Here is a 25,589-nt window from a genome sequence, read left to right as displayed (position 1 = left end):
GCATGACCTAACTCACGGTTCCGGTGCACAGGGGGCGCATCGAGTCACTGCCACCGTCAATTGCCGCGAACAATGCGCCGGATCCGGGGTGGTGAAACAGGGGTGGAACAGGGGTCGGGGGAGGGGTACCCCTCGTCTTCGGCCGGAACACCCGTCCGCATACCGGAAGTCGGCTCCTGCATAGTGCAGTTGACCAGTTCAAGTCAAGGTCTGTCTTTTCCCTGGTCTCTCCGGTCGAATGTCGTCACTTGTGACGTGCGACCCACCGACGGACACCCCACCTTCGGTCCGCGGTCCGCGGTCGCCGGGGAGGACACATTCAAGTGAGCAACAAGCGACGGGCGCTCAGAGCGTCCGCGATCGTCGTGACCCTGGCCGCCACCGCGGCGGGCGTCACGCTGACCGCGCAGGCCGACACGCACACGACCGCGCCGGCCGGCATCGAGCGGAACGACCCGGCTCCGGGCGCCGCCGAGGAGAAGACCCGGGTCGACCACGACCTCGAAGGTCCCTACAGCAAGCAGCAGGAGCAGCAGCGCAAGGCCGCCCTGGAGCAGGTGCTCTCGGGCGAGGCCAAGGTGGAGCGCCGGGGCGGCTCGCAGGTCGTCAAGCTCGACAGCAAGAAGTACGTCGAGCTCGGCCGGGAGAAGACCGACAAGATCTTCACCATCCTCGTCGAGTTCGGCGACAAGGTGGACACCACCACCCTGGTCGACCGCAAGGACGACGAGACGGACGAGCTGAAGCCGAAGTTCGGCGGCACGCCCGGTCCGCTGCACAACCAGATAGCCCAGCCGGACCGTTCGAAGGACAACTCGACGGCCTGGCAGGCGGACTACAGCCAGCAGCACTTCCAGGACCTGTACTTCGGCACCGGCAAGGACAAGAACGGCCGGCCGAAGCAGTCCCTGAAGACGTACTACGAGAAGACCTCCTCCGGCCGCTACTCGGTCGAGGGCGGCGTCTCCGCCTGGGTCAAGGTCCCGTACAACGAGGCGCGTTACGGCTCCAACTACTGCGGCCAGAGCAACTGCGCCAACGTCTGGGACACGGTCCGCGACGGCGTCGCCGCCTTCGTGGCCGACCAGAAGGCCAAGGGCCGTACCGACGCCCAGATCAAGGCCGACATGGCCGAGTACGACAAGTGGGACCGGTACGACTTCGACGCCGACGGCAACTTCAACGAGCCCGACGGCTACATCGACCACTTCCAGATCGTCCACGCCGGTGAGGACGAGTCGGCCGGCGGCGGCGTGCAGGGCGGCGACGCCCTGTGGGCGCACCGCTGGTACGCCTACGGCACCGACGCGGGCAAGACCGGTCCGGGCAGCAACAAGTCCGGCGGCACGCAGATCGGCGACACCGGCATCTGGGTCGGCGACTACACGGTGCAGCCGGAGAACGGCGGCCTCGGCGTCTTCGCCCACGAGTACGGCCACGACCTCGGCCTGCCCGACCTGTACGACACCGCGGGCGGCGAGAACTCGACCGGCTTCTGGAGCCTCATGTCCTCCGGTTCGTGGCTCGGCCGGGGCAAGGACGCCATCGGCGACCTGCCTGGCGACATGAACTCCTGGGACAAGCTGCAGCTCGGCTGGCTCAACTACACCAAGGTGAGCGACGAGCAGCGCGCGGCCAAGTCCACGCACAAGCTCGGTGTCGCGGAGTACAACACCAAGAACCCGCAGGCGCTGATCGTCGAGCTGCCGAAGAAGGCCGTCACCACCGAGATCACGGCCCCGGCCGAGGGCACCATGCAGTGGTGGTCCGACATGGGCGACGACCTCAAGAACACCCTGACGCGGTCCGTCGACCTGACCGGCAAGTCGAAGGCCTCCCTTGAGCTCAAGGGCTGGTACGACATCGAGCTGGACTACGACTACCTCTACACCGAGGTGTCGACGGACGGCGGCGCCAACTGGACCGCCGTGGACGGCACCGCCGACGGCAAGCCGCTCCCGCGCGACGCGTCCGGCGCCCCGGCGCTGACCGACGTCTCCGGCGCGTACAAGACGCTCGTCTACAACCTGGACGCGTACGCGGGCAAGAAGTTCGACCTGCGCTTCCGCTACCAGACGGACGGCGGCGCCGGCGGCAAGGGCTTCGCGGCCGACGCGATCACGCTCAACGCCGACGGTGCGGCGGTCTTCACGGACAACGCGGAGAACGGCGACAACGGCTGGACGGCGAAGGGCTTCTCGCGCATCGCGAAGGGCTTCACCAAGGAGTACGAGCAGTACTACATCGCCGAGAACCGGCAGTACGTCTCGTACGACGCCACCCTCAAGGTCGGCCCGTACAACTTCGGTTTCACGGGTGACAAGGCCGGCTGGGTCGAGCACTACCCGTACCAGAACGGCCTGCTCATCTGGAAGTGGGACCTGTCCCAGAAGGACAACAACACCTCCGTCCACCCGGGCCAGGGTCTGATCCTCCCGATCGACGCCCACGCCACCCCGCTGAAGTTCGCCGACGGCTCCCTGATGCGCAACCGCGTCCAGGCGTACGACTCGACCTTCGGCACGTACCGCACGGACGCCCTCCGGCTGCACAAGGCGGACGTCCCGGCGTACGTGAAGTCGCTGGCCGGCAACCCGGTCTTCGACGACCGCAAGGGCACGTACTGGTACAAGGAGACCGAGCGCGCCGGTGTCCAGGTAACTGACACGAACACCCAGATTCGGGTCGTCAAGGAGCCGGTGAACGGCCAGACGATCACGGTCCAGGTCGGTCCGTCGACCAAGTAATTCGTAAAACCCCAGGTCAATGCATGATCGGCCGTCGCCCCCTAGCGGGCGGCGGCCGATCGTGTTTAGGTGCGTCTGACCGCGTTCTTATTGACAGCAGACTCACGGGGGAGTGGTTCCGCATGCCTGGTGGAGGGTTCAGCAAGTTGCCGAGCGGCAGTGTGGTCGTCGCGATCGGGCTGCCCAGCCCGGCCGGGGACGGCCGTACGGTGCGCTTCCTGGTCCACGCCGGAAACCGGTCCCGCGCCCTGACCCGGCTGCGGAACCTGGGGCTGCGGGCGGTCTACCTGCGCGGCAACACCGAGCCCCCGACCCCGGACGAGATCACGGCCGTCCTGCACCACCCCGACGGCATGCTGTGGCGGGCGACCACGCAGGAGCTGTGGCACTCCATACGCTCCCTGCCGAAGGAGCCGGGGGCCCGTGAGCCCCTGACGGTGGCCCGCGAGCCCCTGGCGGCGGCCCGCGAGTCCCTCGCCCAGGAGCGCGTCGCCTAGCCCGGTACCGGGCGTTCTACGCGGTGACGACCGGCTGCCCGGTCAGCTCGACGCCGGCGGCCCGCAGCTCCTCCAGGGCACGGTCGGTGGACTCCTTCGCGACCCCGGCCGTCAGCTCGAGCAGCACCTTCGTCCGGAAGCCCTCGGCCGCCGCGTCCAGCGCCGTCGCCCGCACGCAGTGGTCCGTCGCGATGCCGACCACGTCCACCTCGGTGACCTCCCGGTCCCGCAGCCACTGCGCCAGCGTCTCGCCGTTCTCGTCCCGGCCCTCGAAACCGCTGTACGCGGCGTCGTACGCGCCCTTGTCGAAGACGGCGTCGATCGCGCCGGAGGCGACCGCCGGGGCGAAGTTCGGGTGGAAGCCCACGCCCTCGGTGCCGGCCACGCAGTGCGCCGGCCAGGAGCGGACGTAGTCCGGGTCGGGGGAGAAGTGGTCGCCCGGGTCGATGTGGTGGTCCCGGGTGGCCACCACGTGCCGGTACACGGCCCCCGCGGCCTCGCCGACCAGGTCGGTGACCGCGGCGGCGACGTCCGCACCCCCCGCCACCGCGAGGCTGCCGCCCTCGCAGAAGTCGTTCTGAACGTCCACGACGATCAATGCGCGGTGCATGGCGGTAGTCCTTCGGAGGGAGGGGGACGAGTCGGTGGGCGGTGCGGTCGGGGGTGCTGTCGAGCGTAGAGACTTCCCCCGCCCGGCGGGAGGGGGCATGCCGGGGCGCTACCCGCGCCCCGGCGGACTACACGTGCGTACGGCTGTACGTGCGGCTACACGTACTGGGTCGGGATGACCGGCTCGCCGCGGGACAGCTGCATCGCGGACATCGGCAGCCCGGCGCGGGCCCGGATGTGCCGCTCGCGGACGGCGTCGAGCGGTTCGCGGGCGACGACCTCGCCGCCGCGCACCAGCTCCACCAGGAGCTGCCGGTCGGCGAGCTCGGCCGGTACGGGCCCGGTGCCGAGGAGCTCCGCCTCGGCGACGCCCTCGTCGTCGAGCCGGCGGGCCGCCCACTTGCGGCCGCCGACGGACATCTTGCCGCCCAGCGACTTCTTGGCGACCGGGACCAGCGGGGCCTTCGGGTCGTCGGAGCCGGCGCGGGCGACCAGCTTGTAGACCATCGAGCAGGTCGGGTGCCCGCTGCCGGTGACCAGCTGGGTGCCCACCCCGTACGCGTCGACCGGCGCCGCCGCGAGCGAGGCGATGGCGTACTCGTCGAGGTCCGAGGTGACCACGATCTTGGTCTCGGTGGCGCCCAGCTCGTCGAGCTGCTGGCGCACCCGGTGGGCGACCAGGAGCAGGTCGCCGGAGTCGATCCGGACGGCCCCGAGGTCGGTGCCGGCCAGCTCGACCGCGGTACGGACGGCCTCGGCCACGTCGTACGTGTCGACCAGCAGCGTCGTGCCCTTGCCGAGCGAGTCGATCTGGGCCCGGAAGGCGTCCCGCTCGCTGTCGTGCAGCAGGGTGAAGGCGTGCGCCGAGGTGCCGACGGTCGGGATGCCGTAGCGGAATCCCGCGGCCAGGTCGGAGGTGGCTCCGAAGCCGCCGATGTACGCGGCGCGGGACGAGGCGACCGCGGCCAGCTCGTGGGTGCGCCGGGCGCCCATCTCGATCAGCCGGCGGCCGGCGGCCGCGGCGGACATCCGCGAGGCCGCGGCCGCGATGGCCGAGTCGTGGTTGAGGATCGACAGGATCACGGTCTCCAGGAGCACGCACTCGGCGAAGGAGCCCTCGACCCGCAGGATCGGCGAGCCGGGGAAGTACACCTCGCCCTCGGGGTAGCCCCAGATGTCGCCGGAGAAGCGGTAGCCGGCGAGCCATTCGAGGGTCGGCTCGTCGACGATCCCCTGTTCGCGCAGGAAGCCGAGGACGCCCGCGTCGAAGCGGAAGTTCTCCACGGCGTCCAGGACGCGGCCGGTGCCGGCGACGACGCCGTACCGGCGGCCCTCGGGCAGCCGGCGGGTGAAGACCTCGAAGACGGACCGCCGGTCGGCGGTGCCCGCCTTCAGGGCGGCCTGCAGCATGGTCAGCTCGTACTGGTCGGTGAAGAGCGCCGTCGACGGAACGTCCACCGGCAGCCCAAGGTCCGCAGCGTTCATGTCAGCGATGCTACACGAGAAATCGTCAGTTTGACGATTTCTCGTGGACGGGCGCCCGGAGGGCCGTACTCCGTTTATGCGGCGGGCCCCTGTGAGTGGCAGCATGGGGTGAGTGAGCGTCGCGCCAATCGAGATCGAACGCACGAAACCCGCCGAAGAGGTCCATGAGGCCGTCGAGCCGGACGTCCCCTGGGTGACGATCGTGCACAACGACCCGGTCAATCTGATGAGCTATGTGACCTACGTCTTCCAGGCGTACTTCGGCTACTCCAAGGACAAGGCGCACAAGCTGATGCTCGACGTGCACAACAAGGGCCGGGCGGTCGTCTCCAGCGGCACCCGCGAGGAGATGGAACGGGACGTGCAGGCGATGCACGGCTACGGACTGTGGGCGACCCTCTCCCAGGACCGCATGTGATGGCCGGACACTTCGAGGCGCTGCCCGGCGGCGGGGCGGCCGTGCCGCTCGACGAGGTCGAGATCTCCATCCTGCGCTCCCTGGCCGTCCAGCTCCTGGAGCTGATCGGCCCCGGCGACGAGCCCGTCGCCGGCGAGGACCCGCTGGCCGCGCTGTTCGCCGAGGGCCCGAGCGAACCGCCCTCCGATCCCGCGCTGCGCCGGCTCCTCCCCGACGCGTACGCGGACGACGACGAGGAACTGCGCCAGGCGTCGGCGGACTTCCGCCGCTACACCGAGAACGACCTGCGGACCCGCAAGCGCGACGACGCCCTCACCGTCGTCCGCACCCTCGACGGGCTCTCCGCCTCCGGCGAGGGCGGCGCCGTCCTCAAGCTCACCCCCGACGAGTCCCGCGCCTGGCTGGGCGCGCTCAACGACCTCCGGCTGACCATCGGTACCCGCCTGGAGGTCACGGACGAGGACCAGGGTGAGGCGCTGTACCGGCTGCCGGACGACGATCCGCGCAAGCCGATGGTCATGGCGTACCTCTGGCTCGGCGCGCTCCAGGAGACGCTCGTCGAGACGCTGATGCCCTGAGATCCGGACGTCACCGAGTGTTCGCTCAGCGGACGCTCAAATCCGGATAACGAATGCGTCAGCAACGGGCGCCCGTTCGGCCGGTGCGCCCGCTTTCTCCGCTTCTTCACCGTATGGGTCGTGATAGATCTTCACGACCTCCTGGTGACGCCACCCATGTCTCCAGGGGCGCGTGGCCCGGCTGATCGCCGGCGGCACTCCATCCGCATCCGGGGGGATCGGGAAGCACGGAGAAAGGCGCACCACCATGACCTCACTGCAGGTCGACCAGAAGCACGACGGCAATGAGGCCGCGGACTCCGCGGGCGAGGGCTATCACCGGGCACTCGGAGCCCGCCAGATCCAGATGATCGCGATCGGCGGTGCCATCGGCACCGGCCTCTTCCTCGGCGCGGGGAAGGGCATCTCCAAGGCGGGACCCAGTCTGATCCTCGCCTACGCCATCGCCGGCGTGGTCATCTTCTTCATCATGCGGGCGCTCGGCGAGCTCCTCATGTACCGCCCCGTGTCGGGCTCCTTCTCGGAGTACGCGCGCGAGTTCGTCGGCCCCTTCGCGGGCTTCGTGACCGGCTGGACGTACTGGCTCTTCTGGGTCGTCACCGGCATCACCGAGGTCACCGCCGCCGCGACCTACATGACGTACTGGTGGGACATCCCGCAGTGGCTGTCCGCCCTGGTCTTCACGGTCATCCTGTACGGCGCCAACCTGATCTCGGTGAAGCTCTTCGGCGAGCTCGAGTTCTGGTTCTCCATGGTCAAGGTCACCGCCATCGTCGGCATGATCCTGATCTGCGCCGGCATCCTCACGCTCGGCTTCTCCGACGCCGGCGACACCGCCTCGCTCACCCACCTGTGGGACCTCGGCGGCTTCTTCGCCGGTGAGCACGGCATCGCCTCGACGCTGATGACCCTGCAGATGGTCATGTTCGCCTTCCTCGCGGTCGAGCTGGTCGGCGTCACCGCCGGCGAGTCCAAGGACCCGAAGACCGTGCTGCCCAAGGCCATCAACACCGTGCCGTGGCGGATCGCCGTCTTCTACGTCGGCGCGCTGATCATGATCCTGTCGGTCGTCCCGTGGACCGAGTTCAAGCCGGGCGTCTCCCCGTTCGTCGCCGCCTTCGAGAAGATGGGCCTCGGCGTCGGCGCCGCGATCGTCAACTTCGTCGTCCTCACGGCCGCGCTCTCGTCCTGCAACTCGGGCATGTACTCCACCGGCCGCATGCTCCGCGACCTCGCGCTCAACGGCCAGGGCCCGACGTTCTTCACCAAGCTGACGAAGAACGGCACCCCGCTCGTCGGCACGACCTTCTCGGCCGCGCTGATGATGTTCGGCGTCTGGATCAACTACCAGTGGCCCGGCGACGCGTTCAACTACGTCGTCTCCTTCGCCACCATCTCCGGCATGTGGGCCTGGATCATGATCCTGGTCTGTCAGGTCCGCTACCGCCTCAAGGCCGACCGCGGCGAACTGCCCCAGTCGTCCTTCAAGGCCCCCGGCGGCATCTGGGCCAGCCTCTTCGCCCTCGCCTTCATCCTCATGGTCATCGTGCTGATGGGCATCGACAAGGACGCGCGGATCTCGCTGTACTGCGCCCCCGTCTGGGGCCTGCTGCTCGGCATCTCGTACCTGGGCCTCAAGCGGCGCAACCCCGAGGCCGCGGCCTTCGCCAAGCGCGCCTGACCAGCGCATCTCGGCATCCGGGCCGCCCCGTACCACTCCTCGGTACGGGGCGGCCCTTCCGCGCATCGGGCCCGCTTATCCTGTCGGACATGCTGACCGTTTCCCGTGACCTGTACGAGAAGATCGTCGCGCACGCCCGCGCGGACCACCCCGACGAGGCCTGCGGCGTCGTCGCCGGCCCGGTCGGCAGCGGCCGCCCCGAGCGTTTCATCCCGATGCTCAACGCCGCCCGGTCGCCCACCTTCTACGAGTTCGACTCCGCGGACCTGCTCAAGCTCTACCGCGAGATGGACGACCGGGACGAGGAGCCCGTGATCGTCTACCACTCGCACACCGCCACCGAGGCGTACCCGTCCCGCACCGACATCTCGTACGCGAACGAGCCCGGTGCGCACTATGTCCTGGTATCCACCGCGGACGCCGACGGCGCCGGCGAGTTCCAGTTCCGCTCCTTCCGGATCGTGGAGGGCGAGGTCACGGAGGAGAAGGTGGAGATCGTGGAGTCCTCCGCCGTATGACCCCGTCCGGCAGCTGAACGCGGAACGTCCAGTATCCGAGATCACATTCCGGAACCCGGACCGGGAATCGATACGATGAGCCCATGGTTCTCCACGACGTGAGCGAAGTGACGACGCCGGGCAGCGTGCTGCTCACGGCGCGCCTCCACGTCGACCTGTGCCGTCTCGCCAGCGCGATGTGAGCCGAGCGCACGCGCGCTCAGCAGCACCACCCCGCGCGGGGGCACACAGCCGCGCGCCCTTCACGCCACCTCCCGACAGGAGCCCATAGCCATGGCCATCGAGGTCCGCATCCCGACCATCCTCCGCACCTACACCGACGGCGCCAAGGCCGTCGAGGGCAGCGGCGCGACCCTCGCCGAGCTCTTCGCCGACCTGGAGACCCGTCACGCCGGGATCGAGGCCCGCATCGTGGACGACGGCAAGCTGCGCCGCTTCGTCAACGTGTACCTGAACGACGAGGACGTCCGCTTCCTGGACGGCATCGAGACCAAGCTGTCCGACGGCGACAACGTCACGATCCTGCCGGCCGTGGCCGGCGGCATGGTCTGACCGAGATGCGTTACGACTCCCCGCTCGCGGCCGTCGGCAACACGCCGCTGGTCCGCCTGCCCCGGCTCTCCCCGTCGGACGACGTCCGCATCTGGGCCAAGCTGGAGGACCGCAACCCGACCGGTTCGGTCAAGGACCGTCCCGCCCTGCACATGATCGAGCAGGCGGAGAAGGCCGGCCGGCTCACCCCCGGCTGCACGATCCTCGAACCGACCTCGGGCAACACGGGGATCTCGCTGGCGATGGCGGCCAGGCTCAAGGGCTACCGCATCGTCTGCGTCATGCCGGAGAACACCAGCGAGGAGCGCCGCCAGCTGCTGGCCATGTGGGGCGCGGAGATCATCTCCTCCCCGGCCGCCGGCGGCTCCAACACCGCCGTCCGGGTCGCCAAGGAACTGGCCGCGCAGCACCCGGACTGGGTGATGCTCTACCAGTACGGCAACCCCGACAACGCGGGCGCGCACTACGCGACGACCGGGCCGGAGATCCTCGCCGACCTGCCGTCCATCACGCACTTCGTCGCCGGCCTCGGCACCACCGGCACCCTGATGGGCGTCGGCCGCTACCTGCGCGAGCACAAGCCTGACGTCCGGATCGTCGCCGCCGAGCCCCGGTACGACGACCTGGTGTACGGCCTGCGGAACCTCGACGAGGGCTTCGTACCGGAGCTGTACGACGCCTCCGTGCTGACCACCCGCTTCTCGGTCGGCTCGGCGGACGCGGTCACCCGCACCCGCGAACTCCTCCAGCTGGAGGGCATCTTCGCGGGCGTCTCCACCGGCGCGGCGCTGCACGCGGCGATCGGCGTCGGCAAGAAGGCGGTCAAGGCGGGCGAGCCCGCGGACATCGCCTTCGTCGTCGCCGACGGCGGCTGGAAGTACCTGTCGACGGGCGTCTACACGGCGAAGACGACGGAAGAGGCGATCGAGACGCTGCAGGGCCAGCTCTGGGCCTAGGCCCGGCCCGGGCCCTGCCCGGCTCGACCCTTCACGCCAGATGGCGGACCTGGTCCCAGACGACCGGGTCCGCCGTTCCCACTCTGCGGCGGAACTCCCACACCGCCACCTCCCGGAGCTCGTCCGTCTCCAGGAAGCTCGGCCGCCCCTGCGCGTCGCCCACCGACCCCGGCGGCAGCGCGATCACCCCGGGCCGCTCGTCGCGGTACTTGCTGGTGATCTTCGCGACCAGCGCCGCGTCCCCGCGCAGCGACAGCACCAGACACGGCCGGTCCTTGGCCCGCCCGTCTCCCCCCACCGTCCCGTCCGACGCGCCTCGCGCGGCACCTCTCGATGGTGGCCCGTCCTCGTAGGGCACCAGCGCCCACCAGATCTCACCCGGCTTCGGCCGCCGCGCGGGCGCCCCCGCCGGCCCCCTCGGCCGTCCCGGCGGGCGGGTGCGACCTCCCGGTCGCCGGCCCGACCGGCCCCGCCCTCCCCCGGACTTCGTCCGGGGGGACCCCCAGGCGAGCGCGACGGCCAGCGCGATCACCACGACCGCCACCAGCGCGGGCCACCACGACGTGTCCATACCTCAAGACCGTACCGGTGCGCGCGCGTCGGCGCCGGGCCGCCCCGCCGTCCATCCGAACCGGTGACAGACCCCGTGAGTTGCCCCACAACGGGGCACTGCGGAGGAGCGGCGGAGGCCACCGCGCCGTACGCTCGACGGACCGCACGACCTCCCCCTCAGCGACATCCCCGCTCCCGTCCCCGGACGCCCGTCCACGGAGGTTCCCGCTTCATGAAGCTCACCGTCGTCGGCTGCTCAGGGTCGTTCCCGTCCGCGGAATCGGCCTGCTCGAGCTACCTCGTCGAGGCCGACGGCTTCCGGCTGCTCCTCGACATGGGCAACGGCGCCCTCGGCGAGCTGCAGCGCCACATCGGTCTGTACGACCTCGACGCGATCTTCCTCAGCCATCTCCACGCGGATCACTGCATCGACATGTGCGTGTACTTCGTCGCGCGCTACTACCGCCACGACGGCGGCCGCTGCGACGCGATCCCGGTGTACGCCCCCGAGGGCGCGGAGCAGCGGCTGACCACGGCGTACGCCGACATCCCGACCTCCGGCGCGATGAGCGAGGTCTTCGACTTCCGCACGCTGAAGTCCGCCGCCTTCGACATCGGCCCGTTCCAGGTGCGCACCGAGCGGGTCTGCCATCCGGTGGAGGCGTACGGCATCCGGGTGGAGCACGGCGGGAGGACGCTGACGTACTCGGGCGACACCGGCGTCTGCGCGTCGCTGGACGACCTGGCCGCCGGGGCCGACCTCTACCTGTGCGAGGCGTCGTTCACGCACGGCAAGGAGGACATCCCGGACCTGCACCTCAACGGCCGGGAGGCGGGCGTCTCCGCGGCCCGCGCGGGCGTGGGACGGATGGTGCTGACGCACATCCCGCCGTGGACGGACGGCGAGCAGAACCTCGAGGACGCGCGCGCGGTGTACGACGGCCCGGTGGAACTGGCCCGGGCGGGCGCGGTGTACGAGATCTGAGGACGCGCGTACACGGAGGCGCGTACGGGGAAGGCCCCGGAACCAGAGGGTTCCGGGGCCTTCGCCTTGGGGTCGTACGGGCTCACGCCTTGGTGAGGTCCTCGAGCTCCTCCTCGGGCTCGCGGCCCGGGGTGGGGAGGTTGAACTTGGTGATCGCGAACCGGAAGACCGCGTAGTACACCGCCGCGAAGACCAGGCCGATCGGGATGATCATCCAGGGCTTGGTGGCGAGGTTCCAGTTCAGCAGGTAGTCGATCGCACCGGCCGAGAAGGTGAAGCCGGCGTGCACGCCGAACGCCCAGGTGACGGCCATCGAGACCGCCGTGAGCACGGCGTGGATCGCGTACAGCAGCGGCGCGATGAACATGAAGGTGAACTCGATCGGCTCGGTGATGCCGGTGACGAACGAGGTCAGGGCGAGCGAGAGCATCATGCCCATCACGGCCTTGCGGCGCTCGGGACGGGCGGAGTGCGCGATGGCGAGCGCGGCGGCCGGCAGGCCGAACATCATGATCGGGAAGAAGCCCGACATGAAGAGTCCGGCGCTCGGGTCACCGGCGAAGAAGCGGTTCAGGTCGCCGTGCACGACCTCGCCGGCGGCGTTGGTGAAGTCGCCGATCTGGAACCAGGAGACGGTGTTCACGAACTGGTGCATGCCGACCGGGATCAGCGCGCGGTTGATCAGACCGAACAGGCCCGCGCCGGCGGCGCCGAGACCCGTCATCCACTCGCCGAAGGCGGAGATGCCCTCGCCGATCGGCTCCCACAGCAGGCCGAACAGCACGCCGACCAGGGTGCCGACGAAGGCCATGATGATCGGGACGAGCCGGCGGCCGTTGAAGAAGCCCAGCCAGTCGACGAGCTTGGTGCGGTGGTACTTCTGCCAGATCACCGCGGAGATGAGACCCATGAGGATGCCGCCGAGGACGCCCGGGTTGTTGTACGTCGCGGCGACGTCGACACCCTTGTTGGCGGTCGTGTTGACCACGGCCTCGGTGACGGGGAAGGCCTTCAGCACGTTGCTGTAGACCAGGAAGCCCACCAGGGCGGCGAGCGCCGTGGAGCCGTCCGCCTTCTTGGCGAAGCCGATGGCCACGCCGATGCAGAACAGCAGGGGCAGGTTGTCGAAGACAGCGCCGCCCGCCGTGGCGAACACGGAGGCGACCTTGTCCCAGCCGAGGCCGTCCTTGCCGAACACGTCGGGCTGGCCGAGGCGGAGCAGAATACCCGCGGCCGGCAGCACGGCGATCGGCAGCTGCAGGCTGCGACCGACCTTCTGCAGGCCCTGGAACAGACCGGAACCCCGCTTCTTGGCGGGAGCGGCGGCCTGGGCGGTAGCCGTACTCATCAACTTCCTCCAGTAGGCAAGGCGCCGCCAGAGGACAGTGAAAGGGGGTGACGGCGGCGTCTCGTGGAACGCGGTGGACTGGACCGCGTGGTCTACACCATTGAGAGGTGTAGACCAGTTTTAGCACGTGAGACTTAGATAAGGAACCTGCGAATTCTGTGTGCCCGCGCGGTGACGTACGGGTACGACGCAGGGCCCCCGGACCGGGTGGTCCGGGGGCCCTGCGGCGTTGTGAAGGAAGCCTTCGGAAAGCTGACGGAAGGGCGGGCGAAGACGGGCGGAAGGCGGCGGAACGGCCCTCGGCGGGCTATGCCTTCGTCGCGTCCCGGTCCATCTCCTCCTCCACCTCCTCGGGCTCGCGACCCGGGGTGGGGAGGTCGAACCTGGTGATCGCGAACCGGAAGATCACGTAGTACACGAGCGCGAAGCCCAGTCCGATCGGGATGATCAGCCACGGCTTCGTCGCCAGGTTCCAGTTGATGACGTAGTCGATCAGACCCGCCGAGAAGCTGAAGCCGTCCTTGACGCCCAGCGCCCAGGTCACCGCCATCGACACACCCGTCAGCACCGCGTGGATCGCGTACAGGACCGGGGCGATGAAGAGGAACGAGTACTCGATCGGCTCGGTGATGCCGGTGACGAACGAGGTCAGCGCGACCGACAGCATCATGCCGCCGACCTGCTTGCGGCGGTGCGGCCGCGCACAGTGGGTGATCGCGAGGGCCGCCGCCGGCAGCGCGAACATCATGATCGGGAAGAAGCCCGTCAGGAACTGGCCGGCCTCGGGGTCGCCCGCGAGGAACATCGGGATGTCACCGTGGACGACCGTGCCGTCCGGCTTCTCGAACGTGCCGAACTGGAACCAGATCGGCACGTTCAGGAACTGGTGCAGGCCGATGACCAGCAGCGCCCGGTTCGCCACGCCGAAGATGCCCGAACCCCAGGCCCCGAGACCCACCAGCCAGTCGCTGAAGTTCTCCAGCCCGTCGCCGATCGGCGGCCAGACCCACACGCACAGGGACGCGAACACGATCGCCACGAACGTCATGATGATCGGCACGAGCCGGCGGCCGTTGAAGAAGCCCAGCCAGTCGACGAGCTTCTTGCGGTGGTAGCGCTGCCAGAACCAGGCCGAGAGCAGGCCGATGATGATGCCGCCGAAGACACCGGGATTCTGGTACGTGTAGCCGCTGAACACCTGCTCGGGCGCCAGGCAGCCGCCGTTGACGTCCACCGTGCCCTGCGGGCAGTCCTCGGGGAACTGGCGCAGCACGTTGTAGTAGACGAGGAAGCCCACCGTCGCGGCGAGCGCCGTCGAGCCGTCCGCCTTCTTCGCCATGCCGATCGCGACACCGATGCAGAACAGCAGCGGCAGACCGAGACTGCCGTCGAGCAGGGCGCCGCCCGCGCCCGCCATCACCTTCGCGACGTTGTCCCAGCCCAGCCCGTCCACGCCGAACACGTCCGGCTGGCCGAGCCGGTTGATGATGCCGGCGGCAGGGAGCACGGCGATGGGCAGCTGCAGGCTGCGGCCCATCTTCTGCAGGCCCTGGAACAGCGCGCTGCCCCTGGACTTCCTCGGCGGCGCGGCGGCGCTCTCGCTGCTCATCGGCGTCCTCCCTGTTCCTCCCTGGAAAACTGGTGTAGACCAGTTGCGGTAGGCTCCCGATCGCCCGCCGGGACAGGCTTCCGGTGATCGTCATCATTCGGCAGAACGGCGGCACCCGCTCGCACAGTTGGGCCAACCGTGGGTTACCGTGACAAAGCGGACCACCGGTGCGCAGAACGGACAGGGAGAGACACATGGCCAGCAAGGCTGAGAAGATCGTCGCCGGGCTCGGCGGCATCGACAACATCGAAGAGGTCGAAGGCTGCATCACCCGCCTCCGCACCGAGGTCGTGGACCCGTCCCTCGTCGACGAGGCCGCCCTGAAGGCCGCCGGCGCCCACGGCGTCGTCAAGATGGGCACCGCCATCCAGGTCGTCATCGGCACCGACGCCGACCCGATCGCCGCAGACATCGAAGACATGATGTGAGCGACCTGCTCGGTTGACCGCATCGACGAGGGCCCGTTCCGGCAGGGGAACGGGCCCTTCGCCATGGGGGCTAGGCTCGGGGCATGTCTCGAATCGACGGCCGCACGCCCGAACAGCTCCGCCCGGTCACCATCGAACGCGGCTGGAGCAAGCACGCCGAGGGCTCCGTCCTCGTCTCCTTCGGCGACACCAAAGTCTTCTGCACCGCCTCCGTCACCGAAGGCGTCCCCCGCTGGCGCAAAGGCAGCGGCGAAGGCTGGGTGACCGCCGAGTACTCGATGCTCCCCCGCTCCACCAACACCCGCGGCGACCGCGAATCCGTCCGCGGCAAGATCGGCGGCCGCACCCACGAGATCTCCCGGCTCATCGGCCGCTCCCTGCGCGCCGTCATCGACTACAAGGCCCTCGGCGAGAACACCATCGTCCTCGACTGCGACGTCCTCCAGGCCGACGGCGGCACCCGCACCGCCGCCATCACCGGCGCGTACGTCGCCCTCGCCGACGCCATCGGCTGGGCACGGGGCAAGAAGCTCATCCGCGCCGGCCGCAAGCCCCTGACGGGCACCGTCGCCGCCGTCTCCGTCGGCATCGTCAACGGCGAACCCCTCCTCGACCTCTGCTACGAGGAGGACGTGAAGGCCGAGACCGACATGAACGTCGTCTGCACCGGCGACGGCCGCTTCGTCGAGGTCCAGGGCACCGCCGAAGCCGAGCCCTTCGACCGCAAGGAACTCAACGCCCTCCTCGACCTCGCCTCCGGCGGCTGCGCCGAACTCGCCGAGATCCAGCGCAAAGCCCTCGAAGGAACTCTGTAGAACGCGAAGGCGTCTTCACTGATACGGGCGCACGGGTCGAACCGTGCGCCCCGTCCACACGCGTACGTACAGGGGAGGACCCGACCGTGAAGCGCAGCCGCCGCTCCATAACCCTCGCCGTCGCCACGGCAGCCGTACTGACGACGACCGCCCTCACCGGCTGCGGAGCCCTCGACACGGCGCTCGACTGCGTCAAGACGGCCGACGCGATCGCCACCTCGGTGAACAACCTCCAGCAGGCCGTCAGCAACGCCTCGAACGACGTCACCCAGATCGAGGAGTCGCTGAACGCCATCGACACCGAACTCGGCAACCTCGAGAAGACGACGGGGAACGCGGACCTGTCCAAGGCGATCGACGACCTGAGCAAGGGCGTCGAATCCGTCCGCACCGCGGTCAAGAACGGCGACACCACCCCGGACATCAAGCCCGTCACCGACGCGGCCGGCGAGATCGCCAAGGTCTGCACCCCCGGATAATCGGGGGCATGACCCGACTCATCCTCGCCACCCGCAACGCGGGCAAGATCAAGGAACTCCACGCGATCCTCGCCGACGCCGGGCTCGACCACGAACTCGTCGGCGCGGACGCGTACCCCGAGATCCCCGACGTCAAGGAAACCGGCGTCACCTTCGCCGAGAACGCCCTCCTCAAGGCCCACGCCCTCGCCCGGGCCACCGGCCTGCCCGCCGTCGCCGACGACTCCGGCCTCTGCGTCGACGTCCTGAACGGCGCCCCCGGCATCTTCTCCGCCCGCTGGGCCGGCAAGCACGGCGACGACAAGGCCAACCTGACGCTGCTGCTGGCCCAGCTCGCCGACATCGACGAGGCCCACCGCGGCGCCCACTTCGCCTGCGCGGCGGCCCTGGCCCTCCCGGACGGCACGGAGCGGGTGGTCGAGGGCCGCCTGACGGGCATCCTCCGCCACGAGCCCGTCGGCACGAACGGCTTCGGCTACGACCCCATCCTCCAGCCGGAGGGCCACGACGTGACCTGCGCCCAGCTGACGCCCGAGGAGAAGAACGCGATCAGCCACCGGGGCAAGGCGTTCCGGGCGCTGGTGCCGGTGGTGCGGGAGCTGGTGGGCTGAGGGTACGGCGAAGGGCGCGGCACCTCACGGCTGCCGCGCCCTGGACGTGGGCCCGGTGGGACTCGAACCCACGACACACCGGACCTAAACCGGCGTCCTCTGGCCAGCTGGGATACGGGCCCGTCACCTCTACCCTACCGGCCCGATGTTTCCCTCCCCGACACCAGGTGCTGGTGATCGCATGGCAGTTGGGGCACAGCAGCCGCAGGTTCTCACGGCGATCGTCGCGCCAGTCCCCGTCGACGTGATCGACCTCCAGCGTCACGCCGCGCCGCGTCCGGAATGCGGAGCGGCCCGCACCGTATCGAGGGACTCGATGAAACGGTGCGGGCCGGATCCCTGCCGGGCCCGGCGTCAGATGCCCAGGTCCTTGATGATCTTCGCTACGTGGCCGGTCGCCTTCACGTTGTACAGGGCGCGCTCGACCTTGCCGTCCTCGTCGACGACCACAGTCGAGCGGATGACGCCGGTCACGACCTTGCCGTACAGCTTCTTCTCGCCGTACGCGCCGTACGCCTCCAGGACCTTCTTGTCCGGGTCGGCGACCAGCGTGACCTTCAGGTGCTCCTTCTCGCGGAACTTCGCCAGCTTCTCCGGCTTGTCCGGCGACACGCCGATCACGTCGTAGCCGGCGCCCGCCAGGACGTCGAGGTTGTCGGTGAAGTCGCACGCCTGCTTGGTGCAACCCGGGGTGAGCGCCGCCGGGTAGAAGTAGACGATGACCTTGCGGCCCTTGTGGTCCGCGAGCGAGATCTCGTTGCCGTCCGCGTCGGGCAGGGTGAAGTCGGGGGCGGTGTCGCCGGGCTGCAGTCGCTCGCTCATGGCTCTCCTCAGGGGGTGTACGCGTACGCCACCCGAGCCTAATGGGGGTCTGCCGCGACCAATCGGCGGCGAAGCTGAGAGACTGTCCGTCAACGACCGATTACGACTACGGAGGCAGCGCGGTGTCGGACGCCAGGACCCCTGCGCAGATCGAGGCGGACATCGTCCGCCGGCGCGAGCAGCTCGCCGTCACTCTCGACGAGATCGGCATTCGGGTGCATCCGAAGACGATCATCGGGGACGCCAAGGCGAAGGTCGCCTCCTCGGTCGACCAGACCGCGGGCCGGGCGTTCGCGGCGGTGCAGCGTTGCGCGGACGACGTGAAGGCACGGTTCACCCACGAGGACGGCAGCCCGCGCCTGGAGCGTGTGGTGCCGGTGGCGCTCGCCGTCGTCGGTGTCGTCGGGCTGCTGGCGCTCTCCTCGCGCAAGGGCAAGGGCTGACCGGAGCATGTCGCGCCAGGCGTGTAGGTTCGTCGCGTGAGCGAGAACACCCACGACAAGCTGCCCATCCGGATGCTCCACGACCGGGTGCTGGTCCGGACCGACACCCCTGAGGGGGAGCGGCGTTCCGGCGGCGGCATCCTCATCCCGGCGACGGCCGCGGTCGGCCGCCGGCTGGCCTGGGCGGAGGTCGTCGCGGTCGGCCAGAACGTGCGGACCGTGGAGACCGGGGACCGGGTGCTGTACGACCCGGAGGACCGTGCCGAGGTCGAGGTGCGGGGCATCGCGTACGTGCTGATGCGCGAGCGGGACCTGCACGCGGTCGCGGCGGACCGGTTCGAGGGGACGAAGGACTCGACCGGGCTGTACCTGTAAGGGTCCGGAGTTCCTGTCCGAGGGCCTGGTGACCATGGTCACCAGGCCCTTTCGCCTTTGCTTGCTACTGTGGGGACATCCCGACGAGACGCGCCGTACCGGGTTTCCTGCAAAGACGACGCACCGATCCCGATCCGTCTCCCGGAAGGTATGTCGTCGTCATGGCCTGGGTTCTTCTCGTCGTTGCCGGTCTTCTCGAGGTCGGCTGGTCCGTCGGTATGAAGTACACCGACGGGTTCACCCGTCTCTGGCCGAGCGTGTTCACCGCCGCCGGCATCGTCGCCTCCATGCTGCTGCTCTCGCAGGCCGCCAAGACCCTGCCCATCGGTACCGCCTACGGCGTGTGGGTCGGCATCGGCGCGGCCGGTGCGGCGGTGTTCGGCATGGCCGTGCTCGGTGAGCCGGCCACCGCCGCCCGGATCTTCTTCGTCTGTCTGCTGCTCGTGGCCGTGGTCGGCCTCAAGGCGACGTCGGGGCACTAGGGGGTGTGGGCGGCTGAGGGGCCACCGCTTCGGTCCGGCCCGTCGCGGGGGCCGGCGGGGGCGCCGGTGTGGGCGGCGGCTGGTCCCGGCGTGGTGCGGTGGGCTCCCGGTGGGGCCGGCCGCCGTTGCCGGGCGGCGTCGGCGGCTGCGGGCCGAGCAGCTCCTGCCGCTGCGGGCCGTCCGGCGCCCCCTCGCCCGTACCGGGAGCCGTGCCCGGGCCCGTGCCGGCGGCGAAGGGGTCCTGTGCGCCGTCCAGGACCGGCCCCAGGTCCTCCATGCCCGGGGCGGTCCGCAGCTCGAAGTCCCGTGGCTCCGTGTCCGCCAGGGCCTCGCGGGTGAACTGCGCCCAGATCTCGGCGGGTGCGCCGCCGCCGAAGATCCGCGGCTGACCCAGCGCCCCGTACAGGCTCTTCTGTGCGGCCGTGTCCGGGTCCTGACCCATCATCGCCACCACGGTGGCGAGGTCGGGGGTGTAGCCGGCGAACCAGGCCGCCTTGTCCTCCTCCGCCGTCCCCGTCTTGCCCGCCGCCGGACGTCCGGCGGCCAGCGCGGCGGTGCCGGTGCCGCCCTCGACGACCCCGCGCAGGACGGCGGTCGTGGTGTCGGCGGCCTCGCGGGAGACGGCCCGGCGGCGCGGGGAGGCGGGGAGTCCGAGGTCCTGGCCGTCCTTGGTGATCGAGGCGACCAGGGTGTATGTGCCGTGTTCGCCGTGGTTGGCGAGGGTCGCGTACGCCTCGGCCATGTCGAGGACGCTCGCGGTCGCGGGGCCGAGCGCGATGGACGGGGAGGCGGTCAGGTCGGGGGTGTTCGCGGGGAGGCCGAGCGCGACCGCGGTCTTGCGGACCTTCGCGGGGCCGACGTCCACGGCCATCTGCGCGTACACCGAGTTGACGGACTTGTCGGTGGCCTCGCGGACGCTGATGGGTCCGTACGAGCCGCCGCCCTCGTTCTCGGGGGCGTAGGGCGCGCCGCTCCAGCCCTCGACGGGGCGGCGGTCGCTGCCGTCGTAGTAGGCGTGCGGGGTGATGGGCCGGCCGTCCTGGGTCTGCGCGCCGTGTTCCACGGCGGCGGCGAACACGATCGGCTTGAACGTCGAACCGACCTGGTAGTCGCGGCGGGTGGCGTTGTTGACGTACTGCTGGGTGTAGTCGATGCCGCCGTACATCGCCACGACGCGGCCGGTTCCGGGGACCACGGCGACGGCGCCGACGCGGACGTTGCGGTCGACGGGGTTGCCGTCGCGGTCGAGGCGGGAGTTGACCTGGTCGTCGACGGCGCGGACCAGTGCGTCCTGCTTGTCGCGTTCCAGGGTGGTGGTGATGCGGTAGCCGCCGGCGGCGAGGGTGTTCTCGTCGAGGATGCCGTGGCCGGTCAGGTAGTCCTCGACGGCCTGGACGAGGTAACCGCGTTGTCCGGAGAGGCCGTTCGCGGGCCGGGCCTCGTGCGGGGCGGGGAAGCGCATGCCGGCGCGCTCGGCGCGGCTGAGCCACCGTTCGTCGACCATGCCGTCGAGTACGTAGTGCCAGCGGGCGACGGCCTTCGCGCGGTTCTCGGGGCGGGCGGCGACGTCGTACGCGCTGGGGGCGTTGAGCAGGGTGGCGAGGTAGGCGCTCTGCGCGGTGTCGAGGGTCTCGACGTCCTGGCCGTAGTAGGCGCGGGCGGCGGCCTGTACGCCGTACGCGTTGCGGCCGAAGAAGCTGGTGTTGAGGTATCCCTCGAGGATCTCGTCCTTGGTCTTCTCGCGGGTGAGCTTGATCGCGATGAAGAACTCCTTCACCTTGCGGGTGATGGTCCGTTCCTGGCCGAGGTAGTAGTTCTTGACGTACTGCTGGGTGATCGTGGAGCCGGACTGGGCGCCTTTGCCGGTGAGGGTGTTCCAGGCGGCGCGGATCATGGCCTGGGGGTCGACGGCGCGTTCGGAGTGGAAGTCGCGGTCCTCGGCGGCCAGGACGGCGTGCCGCAGGGCGGGCGGGATGCGGTCGAGGCGGACGTTCTCGCGGTTGACCTCGCCGTCGCGGGCGAGCTGGCTTCCGTCCGCGTACAGGTAGACGTTGGTCTGTGCGGTGGCGGTGGCGTTGGCGGCCGGGATGTCGACGAGCAGGTAGCCGGCGGCGAAGCCGCCGAGCAGCAGCAGCGCGGCGAACAGGCAGGCGTGGAGGACGCGGCGGAGGCGTCGGCGCCGGCGCCGTGGCTCGGGGGGAGGGGCGGGGGTGACGGCGGGGGGACGCACTGTCGGGTCCCGTGGCTCCCAGCCGGGCTGCTGTGACTCGTCGCGCATGCGCACATACTGCCTGTGAATCAGACAAAAGCCTCTTATCTGGCCCGAAAACCTCTCGCGGTGCCACTCCGGGGCAGCTAAGGTCGGGCGCTTTGGCGCGGAAGCGGAAGGAGGGGCGGGCTGTGCTCCGGTTATATGCGCTGGTGGCCGCAGGTGGGTTCCGACGCCATGCCACGTACCGGATGGCCACGTTCGCGGGACTGTTCACCAACACCGTCTTCGGCTTCATCCTGGCGTACACCTATATGGCCCTGTGGCACGAGCGCCCGCACCTCGGCGGGTACGACATGGCGGACGCGCTCGCCTATGTGTGGATCGGCCAGGGGCTGATCACCGTCTGCGGTCTGATGGGCGGCGGCTTCGAGGACGAGCTGATCGAGCGGATCAGGAGCGGGGACATCGCCGTCGACCTGTACCGGCCGGTCGACCTCCAGGGCTGGTGGTACGCGGCCAACCTGGGCCGCGCCGCGTACCAGTTCCTGGCCCGCGGGCTGGTCCCGATGGCGGTCGGCGCGCTGGCCTTCGACTTCGCGCTGCCCGAACGGGCGGTGACCTGGCCGGCGTTCCTGGTCTCGGTGGCGCTCGGCGCGACCGTGAGCTTCGCGCTCTGGTACCTGGTGGCGCTGAGCGCGTTCTGGCTGATGGACGGCACGGGCGTGGCGCAGGTGGCGTGGCTGTCGGGCCTGTTCTTCTCGGGGATGCTGCTGCCGCTGACGGTCTTCCCCGGGGCGCTCGGCGCGGTGGCGCAGGTCCTGCCGTGGGCCTCGCTGCTGCAGGTCCCGGCGGACGTGTACCTGGAGAAGTACCGCGGCTGGGAACTGCTGCGGGCGTACGGCTTCCAGGTGGGCTGGGCGGTGGTGCTGCTCGCGGCGGGCCGGCTGGTGCAGACGGCGGCGACGCGGAAGGTGGTGGTGCAGGGTGGCTGAGCGCTCGGCGGGTGGGGGCCGTGAGGCGGTACGGACGTACCCGGTGGTCGTGGACTCGCCGCGGCCGCACCGGACGGCCGTGGAGTCGTTGCGCACCTATCGGATGATCGCGGGCATGTGGATCCGCTCCACGATGACGTACCGCTCGTCCTTCGCGATGACCCTGTGCGCCTCGTTCGCGGTGACCTTCTTCGACTTCGTCGTCATCCTGCTGATGTTCGGTCAGGTGGAGGGCCTCGGCGGCTACTCGTTCGGCGAGGTGGCGTTCCTGTACGGCACGGCCGGTACCGCCTTCGGCCTGGCGGACCTGGCGATGGGCTCGCTGCAGCGGATGGGCACCCGGGTGCGGGACGGCACGCTCGACACGCTCCTGGTGCGACCCGCGCCGGTGCTGGCCCAGCTCGCGGCGGACCGGTTCGCGCTGCGCCGGCTCGGGCGGGTGCTGCAGGGCCTGTTCGTCCTGGTGTGGGGCCTGGCGCTGGTGGGCGCGGAGGTGGACTGGACGGTGCTGAAGGTGCTCATGGTGCCGGTGATGGTGGTGTCCGGTGCGGTGATCTTCGGTGCGGTGATGGTGCTGGGTGCGGCGTTCCAGTTCTGGGCGCAGGACGCGTCGGAGGTCACGAACGCGTTCACGTACGGCGGCAACACGCTGCTCGGCTACCCGCCGACGATCTTCGCGAAGGAGCTGGTGCGGGGCGTGGTGTACGTGGTCCCGCTGGCGTTCGTGAACTGGCTGCCCGCCCTGTACGTCCTGGGCCGCCCGGCCCCCGGGGGCGCGCCGGAGTGGGCCGGACCGGCGTCGCCGCTGGTGGCGGCGGGGTGCTGTGTGGTGGCGGGGGCGGCGTGGCGGAGGGGCTTGAGGGCGTACCGGAGTACGGGGAGCTGAGGAACGTGACCGACCGGAGGAAAGTGACGGGACCGGGGGACATGACCGACCTGAGGAGTGTGACGGAACCGGGGGACGTGACCGATCTGATCGAAGTGGAAGCCCTGGAGAAGGTCTTCGCGGTGCGGCGCAGAGGGGAGGGCTCACGGTGGCGCCGGGAGAAGCGCGAGGTCAGAGCGGTGGACGGCATCAGCTTCCGGGTCGCGCGCGGCGAGGTGGTCGGCTACATCGGCCCGAACGGCGCCGGGAAGTCGACCACGATCAAGATGCTGACCGGCATCCTCACTCCCAGTGGCGGCCGGCTGAGGGTCGCCGGCATCGACCCGGCGCGCGAGCGGTCGGGCCTGGCGCGGAGGATCGGGGTGGTGTTCGGGCAGCGGACGACGCTGTGGTGGGACCTGCCGCTGATCGACTCGTACCGCCTGGTGCACCGGATGTACCGGATCCCGGACGGCCGTTTCGCCCAGAACCTGGAGCGCTGCGTGGAGCTCCTGGACCTGGGCGGGCTGCTCGACGTACCGGTGCGGCAGCTGTCACTCGGACAGCGGATGCGCGGCGACATCGCCGCGGCGCTGCTGCACGACCCGGAGGTGCTGTACCTGGACGAGCCGACGATCGGCCTCGACGTGGTGTCGAAGACGCGGGTGCGGGGCTTCCTGCGGGAGCTGAACGCGGAGCGCGGTACGACGATCCTGCTGACCACCCACGACCTGACGGACATCGAGCAGCTATGCGGCCGGGTGATGGTGATCGACCACGGCCGGCTGGTGTACGACGGCGGCCTCGCGGGCCTGCACGAGGCGGGCGGCAGCGAGCGGCAGCTGGTGGTGGACCTGGAGCGGGAGCTGCCGCCGATCGAGGTGGCGGGCACCCGTTTCGTACGGGCGGAGGGCGCGCGGCAGTGGCTGGCGTTCCCGGCCTCGGCGTCGGCGGCGCCGGTGGTCGCGGCGGTGGCGGAGCGGTACCCGTTGGTGGACCTGTCGGTGCGGGAACCGGACATCGAGGCGGTGATCGCGAAAATGTACGACACGGGTGGCTCGGGAACTCAGGAGGCGGGCGAGAAGTCCTTGATGTAGGCACTTTCGTACGGGAACGGCACGGGAACGGGTGAATGGGATGGTCGACGGGTCTCTGGGCACGCCACCACGCCGCCCACTGGCGGCCTTCTCGTACACGGCGGCGGACGAGGAGAAGAGCCGCGGCGTACGCCGGATGAAGGCGACGGCGACGGGCCTGCTGCTGCTCGTCGCGGTCGTGTACGCCCTGGCGACCTGGGGCCGCAACGAAGGCTGGGGCGCGTGGACCGGTTACGTCGCGGCGGCGGCGGAGGCCGGGATGGTGGGCGCGCTGGCGGACTGGTTCGCGGTGACGGCGCTGTTCCGCCGCCCGCTGGGCCTGCCGATTCCGCACACGGCGATCATCCCGACGAAGAAGGACCAGCTGGGCGCGAGCCTCGGCGCGTTCGTGGGCGAGAACTTCCTGTCGCCGGAGGTGGTACGCGACAGATTGCGCGCCCTGGGCATCGCCGGCCGCCTGGGCGCCTGGCTGGCGGACCCGGCCCACGCGGACCGGGTGACGGCGGAGCTGTCGACGGCCCTGCGGGGCGCGCTGACGGTGCTGCGGGACTCGGACGTGCAGGCGGTGGTGGGCGAGGCGATCACGAGGCGGGCGGAGGCGGCGGAGATCGCGCCCGGCATCGGGAAGACGCTGGAGAAGGTGGTCGCGGACGGCGCACACCACAGGGCGGTGGACCTGATCTGCGCGAGGGCCCACGACTGGCTGGTGACGCACGGGGCGTCGGTGATGGACGCGGTGCAAGGGGGAGCGCCGGGCTGGACACCGCGCTTCGTCGACAAGAAGGTAGGCGAACGCGTCTACCGGGAACTCCTCCGCTTCGTCACGGAGATGCGCGACATGCCCGGCCACCCGGCGAGGGGCGCGATCGACCGCTTCCTGACGGACTTCGCGGCGGACCTCCAGGCCGACACGGACACGAGGGCGCGAGTGGAGCGCATGAAGTCGGACCTTCTGGCGCGCCCGGAGGTCCAGGACGTGATCGCCTCGGCGTGGTCGGCGGTGCGCACGATGATGCTGACGGCCGCGGAGGACGACCGCAGCGAACTCCGCCTCCGTGCCCGCGCCTCACTGATCTCCCTGGGCGGCCGCCTGGTCACGGACGGCAGGCTGCAGGGCAAGGTCGAGGGCTGGCTGGAGGACGCGGCGGCGTACGTGGTGACGACGTACCGGGCCGAGATCACGTCCCTGATCACCGACACGGTGGCGAGCTGGGACGCCACCCAGACGTCGCGAAAGATCGAGGCCAACATCGGCCGCGACCTCCAGTTCATCCGCATCAACGGCACGGTCGTCGGCGCGCTGGCCGGCCTGGTCATCTACACCGTGAGCCACGCCCTGGGCGGCTGATCCCCCCGGCCCAGCCGCCCAGCACGTGAGGGGAGGTGCTGGGTAGTACGGCGGTGAGGGCCGGGGCGTTCAACACCCTTCAGTA

General features: G+C 70.1%; 27 protein-coding genes, 1 tRNA gene, 2 pseudogenes and 1 riboswitch. Of the genes and pseudogenes, 21 read left to right on the top strand and 9 right to left on the bottom strand.

Going from position 1 to position 25,589, the window contains the following annotated elements:
- Positions 1-323 precede the first annotated feature (323 nt).
- Positions 324-2,747, top strand: a complete 2,424-nt coding sequence (locus tag ABZO31_RS12215) for an immune inhibitor A domain-containing protein (RefSeq protein WP_406861180.1) — start codon at positions 324-326, stop codon at positions 2,745-2,747.
- A 122-nt stretch (positions 2,748-2,869) separates the two neighbouring features.
- A pseudogene (locus ABZO31_RS12210) lies at positions 2,870-3,169 on the top strand (hypothetical protein); the annotation flags it as partial.
- Between the two features lie 91 nt (positions 3,170-3,260).
- On the opposite strand, the gene ABZO31_RS12205 reads toward ABZO31_RS12210, so the two are convergent.
- Positions 3,261-3,854 (bottom strand): isochorismatase family protein, encoded by a 594-nt coding sequence (locus ABZO31_RS12205; protein ID WP_406861179.1) that lies wholly within the window; start codon positions 3,852-3,854, stop codon positions 3,261-3,263.
- Between the two features lie 155 nt (positions 3,855-4,009).
- Positions 4,010-5,338, bottom strand: a complete 1,329-nt coding sequence (locus ABZO31_RS12200) for a nicotinate phosphoribosyltransferase (RefSeq protein WP_406861178.1) — start codon at positions 5,336-5,338, stop codon at positions 4,010-4,012.
- 112 nt (positions 5,339-5,450) lie between these two features.
- Between ABZO31_RS12200 and clpS the strand changes: the two genes are divergently transcribed.
- From clpS to ABZO31_RS12165, 7 genes are all read left to right on the top strand, one after another.
- The gene (clpS, locus tag ABZO31_RS12195) at positions 5,451-5,756 is read left to right on the top strand and encodes an ATP-dependent Clp protease adapter ClpS (protein WP_406861177.1); all 306 of its coding nucleotides are present in this window, start codon (positions 5,451-5,453) and stop codon (positions 5,754-5,756) included.
- On the top strand, positions 5,756-6,334 hold the full coding sequence (locus tag ABZO31_RS12190) for a DUF2017 domain-containing protein (protein ID WP_406861176.1): 579 nt from the start codon (positions 5,756-5,758) through the stop codon (positions 6,332-6,334). Before clpS ends, ABZO31_RS12190 begins: the two co-directional genes overlap by 1 nt.
- 247 nt (positions 6,335-6,581) lie before the next feature.
- Complete coding sequence (locus ABZO31_RS12185; RefSeq protein ID WP_406861175.1) at positions 6,582-8,015, top strand: amino acid permease; 1,434 nt, start codon at positions 6,582-6,584, stop codon at positions 8,013-8,015.
- Positions 8,016-8,104: 89 nt separating this feature from the next.
- On the top strand, positions 8,105-8,533 hold the full coding sequence (locus tag ABZO31_RS12180; protein WP_406861174.1) for a Mov34/MPN/PAD-1 family protein: 429 nt from the start codon (positions 8,105-8,107) through the stop codon (positions 8,531-8,533).
- Positions 8,534-8,616: 83 nt separating this feature from the next.
- A complete protein-coding gene (locus tag ABZO31_RS12175; protein WP_331915868.1) occupies positions 8,617-8,715 on the top strand; it encodes a putative leader peptide in 99 nt (32 codons plus the stop codon).
- A 91-nt stretch (positions 8,716-8,806) separates the two neighbouring features.
- Complete coding sequence (locus tag ABZO31_RS12170) at positions 8,807-9,085, top strand: MoaD/ThiS family protein (RefSeq protein WP_406861173.1); 279 nt, start codon at positions 8,807-8,809, stop codon at positions 9,083-9,085.
- Positions 9,086-9,090: 5 nt separating this feature from the next.
- Positions 9,091-10,041: a PLP-dependent cysteine synthase family protein gene (locus tag ABZO31_RS12165; RefSeq protein ID WP_406861172.1), complete on the top strand. Its 951-nt coding sequence runs from the start codon at positions 9,091-9,093 to the stop codon at positions 10,039-10,041.
- A 31-nt stretch (positions 10,042-10,072) separates the two neighbouring features.
- Here ABZO31_RS12165 and ABZO31_RS12160 read toward each other — a convergent pair whose 3' ends face one another.
- A complete protein-coding gene (locus ABZO31_RS12160; RefSeq protein WP_406861171.1) occupies positions 10,073-10,612 on the bottom strand; it encodes a type II toxin-antitoxin system PemK/MazF family toxin in 540 nt (179 codons plus the stop codon).
- Between the two features lie 213 nt (positions 10,613-10,825).
- On the opposite strand from ABZO31_RS12160, the gene ABZO31_RS12155 reads away from it, so the two are divergent.
- The gene (locus tag ABZO31_RS12155) at positions 10,826-11,578 is read left to right on the top strand and encodes an MBL fold metallo-hydrolase (protein WP_406861170.1); all 753 of its coding nucleotides are present in this window, start codon (positions 10,826-10,828) and stop codon (positions 11,576-11,578) included.
- An 82-nt stretch (positions 11,579-11,660) separates the two neighbouring features.
- Here ABZO31_RS12155 and ABZO31_RS12150 read toward each other — a convergent pair whose 3' ends face one another.
- Together ABZO31_RS12150 and ABZO31_RS12145 are read right to left on the bottom strand one after the other, a co-directional pair.
- Positions 11,661-12,926, bottom strand: a complete 1,266-nt coding sequence (locus tag ABZO31_RS12150) for a PTS transporter subunit EIIC (protein ID WP_406861169.1) — start codon at positions 12,924-12,926, stop codon at positions 11,661-11,663.
- Between the two features lie 307 nt (positions 12,927-13,233).
- Positions 13,234-14,535: a PTS transporter subunit EIIC gene (locus tag ABZO31_RS12145; protein WP_406861168.1), complete on the bottom strand. Its 1,302-nt coding sequence runs from the start codon at positions 14,533-14,535 to the stop codon at positions 13,234-13,236.
- Between the two features lie 194 nt (positions 14,536-14,729).
- On the opposite strand from ABZO31_RS12145, the gene ABZO31_RS12140 reads away from it, so the two are divergent.
- The 4 genes from ABZO31_RS12140 (at position 14,730) to rdgB (ending at position 16,868) form a co-directional block, all read left to right on the top strand.
- Positions 14,730-14,963: a PTS glucose/sucrose transporter subunit IIB gene (locus ABZO31_RS12140; RefSeq protein WP_351898403.1), complete on the top strand. Its 234-nt coding sequence runs from the start codon at positions 14,730-14,732 to the stop codon at positions 14,961-14,963.
- Positions 14,964-15,046: 83 nt separating this feature from the next.
- On the top strand, positions 15,047-15,778 hold the full coding sequence (rph, locus tag ABZO31_RS12135) for a ribonuclease PH (RefSeq protein WP_406861167.1): 732 nt from the start codon (positions 15,047-15,049) through the stop codon (positions 15,776-15,778).
- Between the two features lie 86 nt (positions 15,779-15,864).
- Positions 15,865-16,257 (top strand): hypothetical protein, encoded by a 393-nt coding sequence (locus ABZO31_RS12130; protein WP_406861166.1) that lies wholly within the window; start codon positions 15,865-15,867, stop codon positions 16,255-16,257.
- An 8-nt stretch (positions 16,258-16,265) separates the two neighbouring features.
- A complete protein-coding gene (rdgB, locus tag ABZO31_RS12125) occupies positions 16,266-16,868 on the top strand; it encodes an RdgB/HAM1 family non-canonical purine NTP pyrophosphatase (protein WP_406861165.1) in 603 nt (200 codons plus the stop codon).
- A 47-nt stretch (positions 16,869-16,915) separates the two neighbouring features.
- On the opposite strand, the gene ABZO31_RS12120 is transcribed toward rdgB, so the two are convergent.
- The 3 genes and pseudogenes from ABZO31_RS12120 to bcp form a co-directional block, all read right to left on the bottom strand.
- Positions 16,916-16,990, bottom strand: a tRNA-Leu gene (locus ABZO31_RS12120).
- Positions 16,991-17,010: 20 nt separating this feature from the next.
- Positions 17,011-17,133 (bottom strand): annotated as a pseudogene (locus ABZO31_RS12115) (HNH endonuclease); the annotation flags it as partial.
- An 89-nt stretch (positions 17,134-17,222) separates the two neighbouring features.
- Complete coding sequence (gene bcp / locus ABZO31_RS12110; RefSeq protein WP_406861164.1) at positions 17,223-17,690, bottom strand: thioredoxin-dependent thiol peroxidase; 468 nt, start codon at positions 17,688-17,690, stop codon at positions 17,223-17,225.
- Between the two features lie 122 nt (positions 17,691-17,812).
- On the opposite strand from bcp, the gene ABZO31_RS12105 reads away from it, so the two are divergent.
- The 3 genes from ABZO31_RS12105 (at position 17,813) to ABZO31_RS12095 (ending at position 18,990) form a co-directional block, all read left to right on the top strand.
- Positions 17,813-18,133 carry a DUF3618 domain-containing protein gene (locus ABZO31_RS12105; RefSeq protein WP_406861163.1) on the top strand — a complete coding sequence of 107 codons (321 nt, stop codon included), beginning with the start codon at positions 17,813-17,815 and terminating at the stop codon, positions 18,131-18,133.
- A 36-nt stretch (positions 18,134-18,169) separates the two neighbouring features.
- Entirely contained in the window at positions 18,170-18,508 is a 339-nt protein-coding gene (locus ABZO31_RS12100; RefSeq protein WP_406861162.1) for a GroES family chaperonin, read from the top strand.
- Positions 18,509-18,566: 58 nt separating this feature from the next.
- A riboswitch (guanidine-III (ykkC-III) riboswitch) is annotated at positions 18,567-18,633 on the top strand.
- 36 nt (positions 18,634-18,669) lie between these two features.
- A complete protein-coding gene (locus ABZO31_RS12095) occupies positions 18,670-18,990 on the top strand; it encodes a DMT family transporter (RefSeq protein WP_406861161.1) in 321 nt (106 codons plus the stop codon).
- On the opposite strand, the gene ABZO31_RS12090 is transcribed toward ABZO31_RS12095, so the two are convergent.
- Positions 18,968-21,268 carry a transglycosylase domain-containing protein gene (locus ABZO31_RS12090; RefSeq protein ID WP_406861160.1) on the bottom strand — a complete coding sequence of 767 codons (2,301 nt, stop codon included), beginning with the start codon at positions 21,266-21,268 and terminating at the stop codon, positions 18,968-18,970. The genes ABZO31_RS12095 and ABZO31_RS12090 overlap by 23 nt on opposite strands.
- A 182-nt stretch (positions 21,269-21,450) precedes the next feature.
- Here ABZO31_RS12090 and ABZO31_RS12085 point away from each other — a divergent pair, with 182 nt between their 5' ends.
- From ABZO31_RS12085 to ABZO31_RS12070, 4 genes are all read left to right on the top strand, one after another.
- The gene (locus ABZO31_RS12085; RefSeq protein ID WP_406865327.1) at positions 21,451-22,194 is read left to right on the top strand and encodes an ABC transporter permease; all 744 of its coding nucleotides are present in this window, start codon (positions 21,451-21,453) and stop codon (positions 22,192-22,194) included.
- Between the two features lie 103 nt (positions 22,195-22,297).
- Positions 22,298-23,080 (top strand): ABC transporter permease, encoded by a 783-nt coding sequence (locus ABZO31_RS12080; RefSeq protein WP_406865326.1) that lies wholly within the window; start codon positions 22,298-22,300, stop codon positions 23,078-23,080.
- Positions 23,081-23,121: 41 nt separating this feature from the next.
- Positions 23,122-24,156, top strand: coding sequence for an ABC transporter ATP-binding protein (locus tag ABZO31_RS12075; RefSeq protein WP_406861159.1), 1,035 nt, complete (start codon positions 23,122-23,124; stop codon positions 24,154-24,156).
- 40 nt (positions 24,157-24,196) lie between these two features.
- Positions 24,197-25,504, top strand: coding sequence for a DUF445 domain-containing protein (locus ABZO31_RS12070; protein WP_406861158.1), 1,308 nt, complete (start codon positions 24,197-24,199; stop codon positions 25,502-25,504).
- Positions 25,505-25,589: the final 85 nt, after the last annotated feature.

It is taken from the genome of Streptomyces solicamelliae (assembly GCF_045348655.1).
In the GTDB taxonomy this organism is placed as follows: Bacteria; Actinomycetota; Actinomycetes; order Streptomycetales; family Streptomycetaceae; genus Streptomyces; species Streptomyces solicamelliae.
This window is presented reverse-complemented; position numbering and strand designations above follow the sequence as displayed.

Bases quoted from the DNA above. Each gene is read 5' to 3' on its own strand.
- ABZO31_RS12095 (WP_406861161.1), top strand. From the start codon at position 18,670: ATGGCCTGGGTTCTTCTCGTCGTTGCCGGTCTTCTCGAGGTCGGCTGG.
- ABZO31_RS12080 (WP_406865326.1), top strand. From the start codon at position 22,298: ATGATCGCGGGCATGTGGATCCGCTCCACGATGACGTACCGCTCGTCC.
- ABZO31_RS12070 (WP_406861158.1), top strand. From the start codon at position 24,197: ATGGTCGACGGGTCTCTGGGCACGCCACCACGCCGCCCACTGGCGGCC.
- ABZO31_RS12205 (WP_406861179.1), bottom strand. From the start codon at position 3,854: ATGCACCGCGCATTGATCGTCGTGGACGTTCAGAACGACTTCTGCGAG.
- ABZO31_RS12085 (WP_406865327.1), top strand. From the start codon at position 21,451: ATGGCCACGTTCGCGGGACTGTTCACCAACACCGTCTTCGGCTTCATC.
- ABZO31_RS12180 (WP_406861174.1), top strand. From the start codon at position 8,105: ATGCTGACCGTTTCCCGTGACCTGTACGAGAAGATCGTCGCGCACGCC.
- ABZO31_RS12175 (WP_331915868.1), top strand. From the start codon at position 8,617: ATGGTTCTCCACGACGTGAGCGAAGTGACGACGCCGGGCAGCGTGCTG.
- bcp (WP_406861164.1), bottom strand. From the start codon at position 17,690: ATGAGCGAGCGACTGCAGCCCGGCGACACCGCCCCCGACTTCACCCTG.
- ABZO31_RS12190 (WP_406861176.1), top strand. From the start codon at position 5,756: ATGGCCGGACACTTCGAGGCGCTGCCCGGCGGCGGGGCGGCCGTGCCG.
- ABZO31_RS12170 (WP_406861173.1), top strand. From the start codon at position 8,807: ATGGCCATCGAGGTCCGCATCCCGACCATCCTCCGCACCTACACCGAC.
- ABZO31_RS12140 (WP_351898403.1), top strand. From the start codon at position 14,730: ATGGCCAGCAAGGCTGAGAAGATCGTCGCCGGGCTCGGCGGCATCGAC.
- ABZO31_RS12075 (WP_406861159.1), top strand. From the start codon at position 23,122: ATGACCGACCTGAGGAGTGTGACGGAACCGGGGGACGTGACCGATCTG.
- ABZO31_RS12150 (WP_406861169.1), bottom strand. From the start codon at position 12,926: ATGAGTACGGCTACCGCCCAGGCCGCCGCTCCCGCCAAGAAGCGGGGT.
- ABZO31_RS12160 (WP_406861171.1), bottom strand. From the start codon at position 10,612: ATGGACACGTCGTGGTGGCCCGCGCTGGTGGCGGTCGTGGTGATCGCG.
- ABZO31_RS12165 (WP_406861172.1), top strand. From the start codon at position 9,091: ATGCGTTACGACTCCCCGCTCGCGGCCGTCGGCAACACGCCGCTGGTC.
- ABZO31_RS12145 (WP_406861168.1), bottom strand. From the start codon at position 14,535: ATGAGCAGCGAGAGCGCCGCCGCGCCGCCGAGGAAGTCCAGGGGCAGC.
- rdgB (WP_406861165.1), top strand. From the start codon at position 16,266: ATGACCCGACTCATCCTCGCCACCCGCAACGCGGGCAAGATCAAGGAA.
- rph (WP_406861167.1), top strand. From the start codon at position 15,047: ATGTCTCGAATCGACGGCCGCACGCCCGAACAGCTCCGCCCGGTCACC.
- ABZO31_RS12185 (WP_406861175.1), top strand. From the start codon at position 6,582: ATGACCTCACTGCAGGTCGACCAGAAGCACGACGGCAATGAGGCCGCG.
- ABZO31_RS12200 (WP_406861178.1), bottom strand. From the start codon at position 5,338: ATGAACGCTGCGGACCTTGGGCTGCCGGTGGACGTTCCGTCGACGGCG.
- ABZO31_RS12155 (WP_406861170.1), top strand. From the start codon at position 10,826: ATGAAGCTCACCGTCGTCGGCTGCTCAGGGTCGTTCCCGTCCGCGGAA.
- ABZO31_RS12090 (WP_406861160.1), bottom strand. From the start codon at position 21,268: ATGCGCGACGAGTCACAGCAGCCCGGCTGGGAGCCACGGGACCCGACA.